This is a genomic window from Streptomyces pseudovenezuelae (assembly GCF_001513955.1).
GTDB classification, from domain to species: Bacteria; Actinomycetota; Actinomycetes; order Streptomycetales; family Streptomycetaceae; genus Streptomyces; species Streptomyces pseudovenezuelae.
Genome location: NZ_KQ948150.1, coordinates 455,653 through 469,913 on the forward strand (window position 1 = coordinate 455,653; position 14,261 = coordinate 469,913).

At 70.8% G+C, this 14,261-nt stretch carries 10 protein-coding genes; 3 read left to right on the plus strand and 7 right to left on the minus strand.

Annotation, left to right across the window (positions count from 1 at the left end; all coding sequences use genetic code 11):
- Position 1: 1 nt before the first annotated feature.
- The gene (gene ppdK, locus AQI94_RS30090) at positions 2–2,698 is read right to left on the minus strand and encodes a pyruvate, phosphate dikinase (RefSeq protein ID WP_031036822.1); all 2,697 of its coding nucleotides are present in this window, start codon (positions 2,696–2,698) and stop codon (positions 2–4) included.
- A 734-nt stretch (positions 2,699–3,432) separates the two neighbouring features.
- Here ppdK and pflB point away from each other — a divergent pair.
- The 3 genes from pflB (at position 3,433) to AQI94_RS30105 (ending at position 8,288) form a co-directional block, all read left to right on the plus strand.
- Entirely contained in the window at positions 3,433–5,691 is a 2,259-nt protein-coding gene (pflB, locus tag AQI94_RS30095) for a formate C-acetyltransferase (RefSeq protein ID WP_031036818.1), read from the plus strand.
- A gap of 23 nt (positions 5,692–5,714) precedes the next feature.
- Positions 5,715–6,455: a pyruvate formate-lyase-activating protein gene (pflA, locus tag AQI94_RS30100; protein ID WP_404817934.1), complete on the plus strand. Its 741-nt coding sequence runs from the start codon at positions 5,715–5,717 to the stop codon at positions 6,453–6,455.
- Positions 6,456–6,587: 132 nt separating this feature from the next.
- Entirely contained in the window at positions 6,588–8,288 is a 1,701-nt protein-coding gene (locus AQI94_RS30105) for a sensor histidine kinase (protein ID WP_225890318.1), read from the plus strand.
- 295 nt (positions 8,289–8,583) lie between these two features.
- Here the strand turns inward: AQI94_RS30105 and AQI94_RS30110 are convergent, their stop codons facing one another.
- The 6 genes from AQI94_RS30110 to AQI94_RS30135 all read right to left on the minus strand — a co-directional run bounded on the left by AQI94_RS30110 (position 8,584) and on the right by AQI94_RS30135 (position 14,258).
- Positions 8,584–9,711: a GH12 family glycosyl hydrolase domain-containing protein gene (locus AQI94_RS30110; RefSeq protein ID WP_031036809.1), complete on the minus strand. Its 1,128-nt coding sequence runs from the start codon at positions 9,709–9,711 to the stop codon at positions 8,584–8,586.
- A 233-nt stretch (positions 9,712–9,944) separates the two neighbouring features.
- Positions 9,945–10,967, minus strand: coding sequence for a LacI family DNA-binding transcriptional regulator (locus AQI94_RS30115; RefSeq protein WP_031036805.1), 1,023 nt, complete (start codon positions 10,965–10,967; stop codon positions 9,945–9,947).
- Between the two features lie 241 nt (positions 10,968–11,208).
- Positions 11,209–11,397, minus strand: coding sequence for an RICIN domain-containing protein (locus AQI94_RS30120; protein ID WP_031036802.1), 189 nt, complete (start codon positions 11,395–11,397; stop codon positions 11,209–11,211).
- Positions 11,390–12,025, minus strand: a complete 636-nt coding sequence (locus AQI94_RS30125; RefSeq protein ID WP_031036798.1) for a LutC/YkgG family protein — start codon at positions 12,023–12,025, stop codon at positions 11,390–11,392. The genes AQI94_RS30120 and AQI94_RS30125 overlap by 8 nt, the downstream gene beginning before the upstream one ends.
- Positions 12,022–13,521: a LutB/LldF family L-lactate oxidation iron-sulfur protein gene (locus AQI94_RS30130; protein ID WP_031036795.1), complete on the minus strand. Its 1,500-nt coding sequence runs from the start codon at positions 13,519–13,521 to the stop codon at positions 12,022–12,024. Before AQI94_RS30130 ends, AQI94_RS30125 begins: the two co-directional genes overlap by 4 nt.
- Positions 13,518–14,258, minus strand: a complete 741-nt coding sequence (locus AQI94_RS30135) for a (Fe-S)-binding protein (protein WP_031036793.1) — start codon at positions 14,256–14,258, stop codon at positions 13,518–13,520. The genes AQI94_RS30130 and AQI94_RS30135 overlap by 4 nt, the downstream gene beginning before the upstream one ends.
- Positions 14,259–14,261 lie beyond the last annotated feature (3 nt).

A 14,261-nucleotide genomic window follows, 5' to 3' on the forward strand; every position in this document is an offset into this window, starting at 1 on the left:
ATCACCTGCTGTCGCTGCCCTCCGTCGCCTCCAGCGCGGCCCGTCCCGCCTCCAGACGGGCGACGGGCACGCGGAACGGCGAGCAGGAGACGTAGTCCAGCCCGGCCGTGTGGAAGAAGTGCACGGACTCGGGGTCGCCACCGTGCTCGCCGCAGACGCCGATCTTCAGGTCGGGGCGCGCCGCCCGGCCTTCGTCGACCGCGATCCGCACCAAGCGCCCCACGCCGTCGCGGTCGAGGGTCTCGAACGGCGAGGTGGTGAAGATGCCCTTGTCGAGATAGGCGGAGAAGAAGGCCGCCTCGACGTCGTCGCGGGAGAAGCCCCAGGTGGTCTGGGTGAGGTCGTTGGTGCCGAAGGAGAAGAACTCCGCCTCCTGCGCGATCCGGCCGGCCGTCAGCGCCGCCCTGGGCAGCTCGATCATGGTGCCGACGGGGCACTGGACGGCGATGCCGGACTCCTGGGAGACCTCGGCCAGGACCCGTTCCACTTCCTCGCGTTCGATGCGCAGCTCCTCGACGGCACCGACCAGCGGCACCATGATCTCCGCCCGCGGAGAACCGCCGGCCTTCGTGCGCCGGACGACGGCTTCGGCGATCGCCCGCACCTGCATGGCGACCAGGCCCGGCACGACCAGGCCGAGACGGACGCCGCGGAGCCCGAGCATCGGGTTCTCCTCGTGCATGCGGTTGACGGCGTCGAGGAGTTCGGTGTCGTGGGGGTCGGGCAGGGCACCGCGGGCCTCGGCGGTGGCCATACGCACGGCAAGGTCGGTGCGGTCGGGCAGGAACTCGTGCAGGGGCGGGTCGATGAGCCGGATCGTGACCGGCAGGCCGTCCATCGCCTCCAGGATGCCGGTGAAGTCCTGCCGCTGCAGTGGCAGCAACGCGCCGAGCGCCTCCGCGCGTTCGGCCTCGTCGCGGGCGAGGATCATCGCCTCGACCAGCTTGCGGCGCTCACCGAGGAACATGTGCTCCGTACGGCACAGCCCGATGCCCTGGGCGCCGAACCGGCGGGCCCGGGCGGCGTCCTCGGGGGTGTCGGCGTTGGCCCGCACTTCCAGGCGCCGGACCGTGTCGGCCCGCGCCAGGACGCGGGCGACCGCGTCGACCAGGCCGGTCGCGTCCTCGTCCGGGGAGCCGTTCTCCAGGAACCGGATGACCGCCGAGTCCGTCAGCGGCACGGAACCGGCGTACACCAGACCGGTGGAACCGTCCACGGAGACGACCGTGCCCTCCTCGACGACCGTGCCGTCCGGGGTGGTGAAGCGGCGTGCCTCGATGTCGACGGAGAGTTCCTCGGCGCCGCACACGCAGACCTTGCCCATGCCGCGGGCCACCACGGCCGCGTGGCTGGTCTTGCCGCCGCGGCTGGTGAGGACGGCCTGGGCGGCGATCATGCCGGGCAGGTCGTCGGGGGTGGTCTCCTGGCGGACCAGGACCACCTTTTCGCCAGCCGACGCCCGCCGCGCCGCCTCGGCGGAGTCGAAGACCGCTGCACCCACCGCGGCGCCGGGCGACGCGGGAAGACCGTGGGCGAGCGGATCACCGGTCCGCGAGGTGTCGAACCGGGGGAACATCAGCCGGGCCAGCTGTTCCCCGCCGACCCGTGCGAGGGTCTCGTCCGGGGTGATCAGCCCCTCGTCCGCCAGTTCCGCGGCGATCGCGAAGGCGGCCTCGGCGGTGCGCTTGCCGACCCGCGTCTGCAGCATCCACAGCGTGCCGCGTTCGATGGTGAACTCGATGTCGCACAGGTCGCGGTAATGCCGTTCGAGGGTCTCCATGTGCGCGCGCAGCCGTGTGTGGGAGCGGGGGTCCAGGTGCTCCAGTTCGGTGAGCGGCACGGTGTTGCGGATGCCGGCGACGACGTCCTCGCCCTGTGCGTCGGGCAGGTAGTCGCCGTACAGGCCGGGTCGTCCGGTGGCCGGGTCGCGGGTGAAGGCGACGCCGCTGCCGGAGTCGGGTCCGAGGTTGCCGAACACCATGCGCTGCACGTTGACGGCCGTGCCCAGGTCGTCCGCGATGTGCTCACGTCGCCGGTACAGACGGGCGCGTTCACCGTTCCAGGACTCGAACACGGCCAGCACCGCGCGGCGCAGCTGCTCGGCGGGGGCCTGCGGGAAGTACTCGCCGGTCTCCCGGCGGATCAGTTCCTGGAACGTCGCTACCAGTCCCGCGAGGTCATCGGCGGTCAGGTGCACGTCGTCCGGGACACCGCGTGCGTCCTTGAGGTCGGTGAGGGCACGTTCGAAGTGCGCGGAGTCGACGCCCATCACGGTGCTGCCGAACATCTGCAGCAGACGGCGATAGGAGTCCCAGGCGAAACGGTCGTTCCCGGAGACCTTGGCCAGGCCGAGGACGGACTCGTCGTTGAGGCCGATGTCGAGGATCGTTTCCATCATGCCCGGCATGGAGAAGCGGGCCCCGGAGCGGACGGACAGCAGCAGCGGGTCGTCCGGCTGCCCCAGCAGGCGACCCGCGGCGGTCTCGACGGCGGTCAGGTGCGTGGAGATCTCCCGCCACAGACCGGCGGGCTCGCCTCCGGTGGCCAGGTAGGCCCGGCACGCCTCGGTGGTGATGGTGAACCCAGGGGGTACGGGCAGGCCCAACCGGGTCATCTCGGCAAGGTTCGCGCCCTTGCCCCCGAGCAGGCCGGCCATGTCCCGGCCGCCCTGGGTGAAGTCGTACACGTAACGGCCCATGACACGCGCTCCTCAGCTGCGGGGCTTGGTCCCTCCAGGGTCGGTCGGTGGCGGCACCGCACGCGAGGTGCCGGGCGGTCCCCTGGAGGGAGGCCGACCGGCCCTGTGTCCGCGCCGATGCGCACGCGGAACGCGGCCGCCGACCGGGCTCGGGGGACCTGAGCAGACCCGAACCGGGGCCGAACGGCCCCTTGGGCCGCCACCGCCCGGGGGCGGAGGGTGACAGACATCGGGGGAGCCACCGCTAACCGGGCGGGCGTCCCGTACCGGACCGGCGGGTGGCGGCGGGGGCCCAGGAGCAGGCGGACGCGGAGCATGCAGTGACCGCTGTGCTCCGTACCTGGCAGGAGAAGTACCCCACCGTTCCGGTGACCGAGGGGCCACCGCGAGGTCGGGCCACAGTCCGTGCGAGTCGGCACCGCCGCGTACGCCTGTGATGACGGCCGTTCCGGTGGGGCCCGCGTGGCCGGCCCCACCTGCTGAGGACGTGCGGGCGGAGAAAAGACGTGAAAGGCCCCGGGGCCACCGGTCCCACGCCGAAGCGGTGCCCGTTCGTCCCGGCATCGGTGACCACCGGCCGCGCGCCGTGACTCGCCCTGGCCGCCGGGCGGGCCGAACGTCCCGGTGGGCCGGGACCACATGGACCGCCGCGGTGCCCTGACCGGCACTCCTTGCCTCCCGTGGCCCGGACGAGGATCGGTAGTGAACGGAAAGACCCGACGAGAGGACCTGTGATGACCGCGACGGTGACAGCCGCTCCCCGGACAGCCGACGCCTGGCGGCAGTTCGCCGGAGAGGGGTGGCGCGAGCGCGTCGACGTGCGCGACTTCGTCCAGGCCAACTACACCCCCTACGAGGGCGACGCGTCCTTCCTCGCCGGGCCCACGGACCGCACCCGCGCGGTCTGGGAGAAGGTCAGCGCCCTGTTCCCCGAGGAGCGCAGCCGGGGCGTCCTCGACGTGGACCCCGCCACGCCCTCCACGATCACCTCGCACGCCCCCGGGTACATCGACCGGGACCGCGAGCTGATCGTCGGCCTGCAGACCGACGCCCCGCTCAAGCGCGCGATCATGCCCAACGGCGGCATCCGCATGGTGGAGAACAGCCTGAAGGCTTACGGCTACGCGCCCGACGCCTTCGTCACCAAGGTCTTCGGCACCTACCGCAAGACCCACAACGACGGCGTCTTCGACGCCTACACCCCCGCCATGCGCACGGCCCGCAAGGTCGGCATCATCACCGGTCTGCCCGACGCCTACGGCCGCGGCCGGATCATCGGCGACTACCGCCGCGTCGCTCTCTACGGCACCGACCGGCTGATCGAGGCCAAGAAGGCCGAGCGCGCCGCGCTGGACGCCCGCCCTTCCACCGCTGACGTCATCCGCGACCGTGAGGAACTCGCCGAGCAGCTCAAGGCCCTGCGGGAGCTGACCGAGATGGCCACCGCCTACGGCTGTGACGTCTCCCGCCCCGCAGCCACCGCCCATGAGGCCGTGCAGTGGTTGTACCTCGGCTACCTCGCCGCGGTGAAGGAGCAGAACGGCGCCGCCATGTCGCTCGGCCGCACCTCCACCTTCCTCGACGTCTACCTCCAGCGCGACCTCGACGAGGGACTGATCGACGAGAGGCGCGCACAGGAGCTGATCGACGACTTCGTGATCAAGCTACGGATCGTGCGCTTCCTGCGCACTCCCGAGTACGACGCCCTGTTCTCCGGCGACCCGACCTGGGTGACCGAGTCCATCGGCGGTATCGGTCTGGACGGCCGCACGCTGGTCACCCGCTCCTCCTTCCGCTTCCTGCAGACCCTGTACAACCTGGGCCCGGCGCCCGAGCCGAACCTGACCGTGCTGTGGTCGCCCCGACTGCCCGCCGGCTTCAAGGAGTTCTGCGCCCAGGTCTCCATCGACACCAGCGCCGTCCAGTACGAGTCCGACGACCTGATGCGCCCGCGGACCGGGGACGACACCGCGATCGCCTGCTGTGTCTCGGCGATGGCGGTGGGCCGGCAGATGCAGTTCTTCGGAGCGCGGGTCAACCTCGCCAAGGCCCTGCTCTACGCCGTCAACGGCGGCCGGGACGAGATGACCGGCGAACAGGTCACCCCCGAGATGCCGCCACTGACCGGCGACCACCTCGATTACGAGGAGCTGGCAGCCGCCTACGACCGCGTCCTGGAGTGGCTGGCGCAGACCTACGTCGACGCACTCAACGTCATCCACTACATGCACGACAAGTACGCCTACGAGCGCATCGAGATGGCCCTGCACGACTACCCGGTCCACCGCTTCATGGCCTGTGGGATCGCTGGTCTGTCGGTGGCCGCGGACAGCCTGTCCGCCGTCAAGTACGCGCGCGTGAAGGTGTTCCGGGACGCGACGGGACTGGCCGTGGACTTCGCGACCGAGGGAGAGTTCCCGGCCTACGGCAACAACGACGACCGCGCCGACTCCATCGCCGTCGGCCTGGTGGAGTCGTTCATGGCGAAGGTGCGCAGGCACCCCACCTACCGGGACGCCGAGCACACCCAGTCGGTGCTCACCATCACCTCCAACGTGGTGTACGGCAAGCACACCGGCAACACCCCCGACGGCCGCCGCGCCGGACAGCCCTTCGCCCCCGGCGCCAACCCGATGAACGGCCGGGACCGGCACGGGGTCGTCGCCTCCGCGCTCTCGGTGGCGAAGCTGCCGTACGCGGCGGCCCGCGACGGGATCTCGCTGACGACGACGATCACACCCGAGGGTCTCGGCCACGCGGCCGACGAGCGGGCCGGGCATCTGGTGGGCATCCTCGACGGCTACACGGCGGCCGGCGGCTTCCACATGAACGTCAACGTGCTGGACCGCGCCACGCTGGAGGACGCCATGGAACACCCGGAGAAGTACCCCGAGCTCACGATCAGGGTCTCCGGGTACGCGGTGAACTTCGTCCGCCTGACCCGCGAGCAGCAGCTCGACGTGATCAGCCGTACTTTCCACGGATCGCTGTGAGCCCTGTGAACCCTCTGAGCCCCGTGATCTCGGGTCAGGTCACCGGCCGGATCCACTCCTGGGACCTGTCCACCGGCGTGGACGGTCCCGGGACCCGGTTCGTCCTCTTCGTCAGCGGTTGCCCCCTGCGCTGCCTGTACTGCGCCAACCCCGACACCTGGCACATGCGTGACGGGCGGACGGCGACCGTGGACGAGGTGATGGCCGAGATCGAGAAGTACCGGGCGTTCCTCACCACCGCCGGTGGCGGCGTGACCATCACGGGCGGTGAGGCGCTGCTCCAGCCCGCCTTCACCGGTGCCCTGTTGCGCCGCTGCAAGGAGGCCGGACTGCACACCGCCATCGACACCTCCGGCTTCCTCGGCGCCCGCGCGAGCGACGAACTCCTCGCGGACACCGACCTGGTCCTGCTGGACATCAAGTCCTTCGACATCGCCACCTACCGGAGACTGACCGGCGGTGACCTCGCACCCACCCTCGCCTTCGCCACCCGGCTCAACCGGCTCGGCGTGCCCATGTGGATCCGTTACGTCCTGGTGCCCGGCTGGACCGACGACCTGGAAGCGGTGGACGGCCTCGCACAGTTCGTCGCCGGTCTGCGCACGGTCGATCGCGTGGACGTCCTGCCGTTCCACAAACTCGGCGCGGCCAAGTACGCGGCCCTGGGCATCCCGTTCCCGCTGAAGGACACGCCCGCCCCGGACCCCCGCCTCGCGGAACGGGTCCGTGAACGGTTCCGCGCACGGGGGACAGCCACTTACTGACCGTGCTCGCGCCGGTCCCGCGAGCACGGTCTTTCGGGCATGCTTGGTTCCGTGGCCAGTCGAGGGAACGAAGACGCGCAGGCGAGAGACCGGTCGGGACAGGATCGTCCCGGTTCCGTCGCGCCGCTGCGCATGGACGCGCTGCTGAGCGAGCTGCAGGTGCACGTGGAACGGGTGCGGGGTGGCCGGGACCGTATGCAGACACTGCTGGACGCGGTGGTGGCGATCGGAAGCGACCTCGAACTGGGCGACCTGCTGGGCAGGATCGTGCAGTCCGCCGTCGAACTGGTGGACGCCGAGTACGGGGCGCTGGGTGTGCTGGGAGAGGAAGGCAGGATCCGGCAGTTCATCACGGTCGGCATGGACCAGGAAACGATCGAGCGGATCGGCCACTATCCCGAGGGCCACGGCATCCTGGGTCTGCTGATCCGCGAGCCGCACCCGCTGCGCCTGGAGGACCTGGGGGCGCATGCGGAATCGGTGGGCTTCCCGCTGGGGCATCCGCCCATGCGGACCTTCCTCGGCGCTCCGGTGCAGGTCCGGGACAAGATCTTCGGCAACCTGTACCTGACCGACAAGCGCGGCGGGCTGCCCTTCGACGCCGACGACGAAGCGGTGCTGCGCAGCCTGGCGGCCGCCGCCGGCGTGGCGATCGACAACGCCCGCATGTACGACGACAGCCGCCACCGTGAGCGGCGCCTGGCCGCGAGCGCGGACATGACCCGTGCGCTGCTGTCGGGGACGCCTCCCGAGGAAATCCTGCACTCGCTGGCAGACACCGTCCGCGAGATGACCGGATCCGACCTGGTCACCCTCGCCACGCCGCTGAGCTCGGGGGACGAACTGATGGTGGAGGCGGCGGCCGGTGAGAAGGCCGGTCGGGTGCTGGGGCTCGCGCTGCCGTCGACCACTCTGGCGGCCAAGGTGTACGCCACCGGGGAATCCGTCATCAGCGATGCCCTCAGCGACGATCCGCGCGCCGTGGGAGGCAGCGCCTCCGTCGTGCCCCTGGGACCGGCCTTCTTCGTACCGGTCAGCGACAACGAGCGGGTGCGCGGTGTGCTGCAGGTGGCCAATGTCGCCGGCGAACCGCCGTTCAACGCGGCCGTCGTCGACATGGTCCTCGCCTTCGCCGACCAAGCTGCCCTGGTGCTCCAGATCGCCGAGCACCGCCGGGACGCCGAACAGTTGACGCTGCTCGGTGACCGCGACCGTATCGCCCGCGATCTGCACGACCATGTCATCCAGCGACTGTTCGCCGACGCGCTGACACTCCAGGCGGCACTCGGCCGGGTCCGTGACCAGCCGGTGGTCGCGGAGCACGTCCAACGGGTCGTGGACGACCTCGACGACACCATCAAGATCATTCGGTCGACCATCTTCGGTCTCCAGCACCGTGACCGTCAGGAACGGACCGGCGGTCTTCGCGCGCGGCTGCTGGCCCTGACCGACGAAGCCACTCACACCCTCGGCTTCACTCCCGCCCTGCGCATGACAGGCCTGCTGGACACCGACGTACCGGCCACCCATGCGGCGCACCTCCTTGCCGTGCTGCGCGAGGCGCTGTCCAATGCCGCCCGGCACGCCCAGGCCGGCCGGGTGGACGTCGCCGTCGAGGCATCCGACCGCACGCTGCGGCTGGCTGTCGCGGACAATGGACGTGGCATCGGCCCGGCGGTCGCCCGCCGGAGCGGACTGGCCAACATGGGCAGCCGTGCCGAGGAACTGGGCGGCGCGTTCCGTGTCTCCGGCGGCGATCCGACCGGCACCGTCCTGGAGTGGACGGTCCCGCTGCCTGCCGGTAGCGCCACCCCCGACGGACGCACCGGCTGAGCTCGTCGAAGGGCGGCGCAGGGCCGACGGGCGAACACACTGCCGGCCATGATCCATGGTGCGGTGGATGCCCTCGGGGTCACGTCTTCGGCGGTGAGGGCACCGGCCACGCCGGCGATTCGACGGGCTCAAGGCGCGGCTGGGCCTCTGGGGACTCGTAGGCGAAACGAGTGGATGTCCGGCTCGCGGGCGACAGGTGCGCCTATCGCCCGCGAGCTCTTCGGTCGTTTCCCGCCCTCGACGGCAGGGGACGAGGCGTGGTGCAGTACGGCAGCGGTCCGGAGGTGGACCCGGATCACGCGGTGGTGCAGGCGGTGCCGTTCAGGCTGAAGGCGGAGGGCTTGGTGAAGGCGCCGCTGGAGGTGCCCTGGAGCCCGAAGGTCGCCTGGCCGCCGGCGGCCAGCTCGCCGTTGTGGCTCACGTTACTGGCTGTGACCGCTCCTGAGGACCCGGAGAGGTTCGCGTTCCAGGCGTTGGTGATCGTCTGCCCGGAGGGGAGGGTGAACGCGAGCTTCCAGCCGCTGACGGGAGTTGACCCGGTGTTGGTGATGGTGACGTCGGCGGTGAAGCCGCCCTGCCACGCGTTGGTCGCGTACGCCACCTTGCAGGCCGTGGAGCCTCCGGGGGTGCTCGGGCCGCCGGAGCCCTTGTTGACGGTGGAGGAGAACGAGGTCACGGCGAGGCCGGCGCCGTTCTGCCACGGCTCGAAGCCGGCCTGAACACTCGTCAGGTACCAGTTGTTCTGGGCGAGTCCACGGGAGACGGCCTGCCGGGCGAAGTCCATGACGTCGAAGTTCCAGCTGCCGACCGCTGACGGCGCGACGAACGAGATCACGTCGTTCGAGCCGTTGCTGCCGGACCACACCTGCCAGTCGCGTCCGCCCGCGTTGGCGTTGCCGACGGGGGAGCCGATGGGCTGGACGGAGCCGACCCTGTTGAACCAGATCATGATCTCGGTGCGGTTCACGCCGTCGGTGCGGGGTGTGGGGTCGAGCCAGATGTCGTACGCGGCGTCGTACACCGCGTTGTTGACGTAGTTGAAGGAGATGCTCGAAGGGGCCGAGGAGATGGTGCTGAGCTGGGCGGGGAGGTTGGTGCCGGGCGAACAGTTGGTGTAGTGGCAGCCGTTGAAGATGGACGGGTACGACTTCGGAGCGCCGTTCGTGGGGACGGACCCGTCGGCCTGGATGATCCTGAATCCCGAGTCGGTCGCGGTGATGCACTGGGTGGCGCTGGTGCCCCAGCGGTTGTTCTGGACCACATAGCGACCCTGGACCGTCGTCGATCCGAAGGTGTCGCAGATCGTGGTGTCGGCCTGCGCGACAGGGGCGGTGGTCAGCAGTGCGGCGAGCGAGACGAGCGAGGTGAGCAGCGCGCCGAGCAGGCCACGCGCGCGGCGGGCATGGTGCGGTGAAGGACGCATGCGGATCCTCTTCAGGGGTGGGGGAGAGGTGGAGGGAAAGGGATTTCCATGACCTGAGGATTTGGGAGCGCTCCCAATCCTGGTTTCGGCAGGACTGTAGGCACGGTTCAGGTTCATGACAAGGGTGTGGGCGCGAACTGGTGAGGCCGATTTGGTAGACGCAGGTCAGCTGGGGGTGCTGGAACGCGGCGTACGGATCCGAGGGCTCGTCCCAGCGGTTGGGCGGGCGGGCCTCAGGTGGACTCGCGGACGACCAGCTCCGTACGGAGGATGACGTGACGCCAGGCCACGGCACCCTCCTCCATCTCCTCCAGGAGCAGCCGGATCATGGCCTGTCCGACCTCCTCGATCGGCTGGCGCACCGTGGTCAGCGGCGGCTCGGTTCTCCGGGCCAGCGGAAAGTCGTCGAAGCCGATCACGGAGACATCCTCGGGGACCCGGCGTCCGGCCGCGCGCAGGGCCTCCAGGGCACCCGCGGCCGTGGTGTCCGACGCGGCGAGGACGCCGTCGATGTCCGGATGCCGTTCGAGGAGTTCCGCCATGGCGCGGCGTCCGCTCTCCGCCGTGAAGTCGCTTTCGGCGACACGGGTCCGCTCGACCTTCATGCCCGCCAGCGCCAGAGCCTCTTCGTAGCCGCGCAGCCGGCATTGGGCGGCGTGCAGGTCCAGCGGTCCCGTGATGGTCGCTATGACCCTGCGGCCCCGCTGGACAAGGTGCGATACGGCGCTGCGTGCTCCACCGACGTTGTCCATGTCGACGTAACTGACGTATTCGTCGCCCGACCGGCGTCCCAGCAGCACGGTCGGCAGCCGGGCCTCGGCGAGCATGTCCGGCAGCGGATCGCCGGCGTGCACGGACATCAGCAGGACGCCGTCGACCCGGCCGCCGCGCGCGTACTCCAGGAAGCGCTGCCGTTCGGCGTCGGAGCGGACCAGGGTCAGGAGCAGTTGCATGCCGGTGTCGGTCAGCGCGTCCCCGAGCGAGGTGACGATCTCGGAGAAGAAGGGCTCCGCGAACTGCCGCCAGTCCGGTTCCGTCATGACCAGGGCGACGGCGTCGGCCCGCCGTCCCGCCAGCGAACGCGCCGCGAGATTGGGCACGTAGCCGAGTTCGTCGATGGCCCGCTGAACGGCCAGACGTGTCGACTCCTTCACGCCTGTGGCGTTGTTGATGACGCGGGAGACCGTGCCTCGTCCCACCCGCGCGTGGGCGGCCACTTCCTCCAGCGTCGGTGTCCCCGGGCGTCGCCTGCCCATGCCACCTCCCCCAAGAGATCACCGATCTTACCGGCCGGAGAGGTTCGCGCACACGACTTCACCAGGGTGTGGTGACGGACAGTCGCCCTGCCCCCAAGGATTGGGAGCGCTCCCGATCCGTGGATCGCTACCGGAAATTGGCCGGAGAACGACGGCCCGCGGCGCCGGTGACCCGTACGCGCGCAGGGCGATCATTCCCGTCGACGGGCGATCCGGGACCGCTTCGGACGCGCCGCGCCGCTCAGCCGACCTTGGTCATGGTCCACTGCGGCGGGGAGCCGCCGTTGGGCGTCCACTGGATGATCTTGACCTGGTCCCCGGTGTTGTTCGAGTTGTCCAGCGCCTTGCCGCTGAGCCGGTTGACGAGCCGGAACGCGCACCACCGGGCCGCCCTGCGGAGTCGTACCGTTTCCGTGCCGCCGCTAGCCATCCTCCAGCACGACGATGTCCAGCGTTCTCGGCCCGTGCACGCCCTCGACCCGGTCCAGTTCGATGTCGCTGGTGGCCGAGGGGCCGGAAATCAGGGTCAGCGGCTGGTCCGGATCGAGCAGGCCCATCGCCTCGGGCACGTCGGGGGCGATCCGGTCCGCCCGGACCACGCAGATGTGCTGGTCCGGCAGCAGGGTCAGGACCCGCCGCCCCTGGCCCGGACCGTGGTCGAGGATCACGGTCCCGGTGACGGCGATGGCGACGGCGACGGTGGTGACCACGGCGTCCGCCGCGTCGAGTTGTCCGACGGACAGAGGCGGGACATCCGTCAGCAAGGACCACTCGCCCTCCGGAACCAGGCCCTCGGGAAGCCCGGGCGGCACCACCACGGACCGTGCGCCGGTGCGGGCCAGCGCGCGGGCGACGGCCGCCGCCGCACCGCTCGCCGGAACACGGACCACGCGGGCGCGGTACTCGGCGGCCCGCTCGGCGAACAGTCCCACGACGTCCGGTCCCGCGTGGTCGGCACGGCGACCGGACGAGACGGGTGTGTCGTCGGGGTCCTCGGAACCGGGCACGCCGGACAGCGCCGCCCGAACAGCGCTCAGGACGGTCTCGCGGCCGTTCATCGTCGTACCTTCCCCTCCGTCGTCGTGGGACGGTCCTCGCTCGTGGGTGTTCTCGTCCGGCGCCACCAGGCGCGCAGCGACTCGCGGGCCGGTGCCGGGGTGTCCCGGGTGCCGGACCAGCGGGCGAACGGACCGGGCAGGGCGCCGATTCTGCCGTCACGGGCGATCAGCCGGCCCCCGAGGGCGGCGAGCCGTTGTACGGCGGCCAGCCGTCGCGGTGAGGACAGCACGGCGCCCGCCGCCTTCATGGCGAGCGCCTCCGGGGTGGGCAGCAGCCGGTCCCGGCGTTTGGCCTCGACGGCCTCGGCACGCAGATGGACCAGCACTTCGGGGATGTCGATCTTTACCGGGCAGGCGTCGTAGCAGGCACCGCACAGCGTCGAGGCGAAGGGCAGGGAGGCCGCGTTCTTGACGCCGACGAGTTGCGGGGTCAGGACGGCGCCGATCGGACCGGGATAGACCGAGCCGTAGGCGTGGCCGCCGGTGCGCTCGTACACCGGGCAGACGTTCAGACACGCCGAGCAGCGGATGCAGGCGAGGGCCTGGCGGCCCACCTCGTCGGCCAGGGTCACGCTGCGTCCGTTGTCGAGCAGGACCAGATGGAAGTTCCGGGGGCCGTCGCCCTCGCTGACACCGGTCCACAGCGAGGTGTAGGGGTTCATCCGCTCACCGGTCGACGAGCGGGGCAGCAGCTGAAGGAAGACCTCCAGGTCCGCGAAGGAGGGCAGCACCTTCTCGATGCCCATGACGGTGATCAGGGTCTCCGGCAGGGTCAGGCACATCCGCCCGTTGCCCTCCGACTCCACGACCACCACCGTGCCGGTGTCGGCCGCCGCGAAGTTGGCACCCGAGACGGCGACCTTGGCCCGCAGGAACTTCTCCCGCAGGTGGAGCCGGGCCGCCTCGGCGAGGTCGCGGGGCTCGTCGGTGAGTCCCTCCGGGGCCGGCCTGCCCCACTCTCCCATCTCCCGCCGGAAGATCTCCCGGATCTCGGAGCGGCCCCGGTGGATGGCCGGCACCAGGATGTGGGAGGGGCGGTCGCCGCCCAACTGCACGATGAGTTCGGCCAGATCGGTCTCATAGGCGCGGATGCCGGCGTCCGCGAGGGCTTCGTTGAGGCCGATCTCCTGGGTGGCCATCGACTTGACCTTGACGACCTCCTCCTCGCCCGTCGCCCGCACCAGGGCGGTCACGATGCGGTTGGCCTCGGCGGCGTCGGCCGCCCAGTGGACGACTCCGCCCGCGGCGCTCACCGACTTCTCCAGGCGCAGGAGGTGGTGGTCGAGATGGCGGAGGGTGCGACGCTTGACCTGCGCGGCCGTCTCCCGCAGGTCCTCCCAGTCCTCCAGTTCGGCGGCGACCGCCAGCCGCTTGTCCCGGATGGTCCCGGTCGCCCGGCGCAGATTCGCCCGCAGCCGGGTGTCGGCGAGTGCGGTGCGTGCCGCCTCGGGGAAGGCCGGAGTGCCCAGCCATACGACGTTGTCGGCACCGCTCACCGTGCGTCCCCTTCCGTGGCGGCCAGGATCTCGGCCAGGTGCATCGTGCCGACGCCGGTACGGAGGCGGGACAGTCCGCCGCCGATGTGCGTCAGGCAGGAGTTGTCGCCCGCGCACAGGAACTCGGCCCCGGTGTCCTGCACATGGCGCATCTTGTCGGCGAGCATCGCGTTGGAGACATCGGCGTTCTTCAGCGCGAAGGTGCCGCCGAAGCCGCAGCAGGACTCCGCCGCGGGCAGCTCGACGAGGTCGATGCCCCGCACGGCGCGCAGCAGCCTGAGCGGTCGGTCGCCGACGCGCAGCATGCGCAGCGAGTGGCAGGTCGGGTGGTAGGTGACGCGGTGCGGGAAGTACGCGCCGACGTCGGTGACGCCGAGGACGTCCACGAGGAGCTCCGACAGCTCGTACACCGTCGGCGCCACCTGCTCGACCGCCTCGGTGAGGGCGGCGTCGCCGTACTGGGCCGCCACCACACGATGGTGGTCGCGCACCATGCCCGCGCAGGACCCCGAGGGGGCGACGACGGCGTCGTAGCCCGCGAAGACCTCGGCGAAGCGGCGGACCATGGGCAGGGTCTCGGGACGGTAGCCGGTGTTGAAGTGCATCTGGCCGCAGCACGTCTGGCCCTGCGGAAACTCCACGCTGTGGCCGAGGCGCTCCAGCAGCGCGGTCACGGCCCGGCCGGTGCGGGGGAACATGGTGTCGTTGAAACAGGTGATGAAGAGGGCTATGCGCATCGC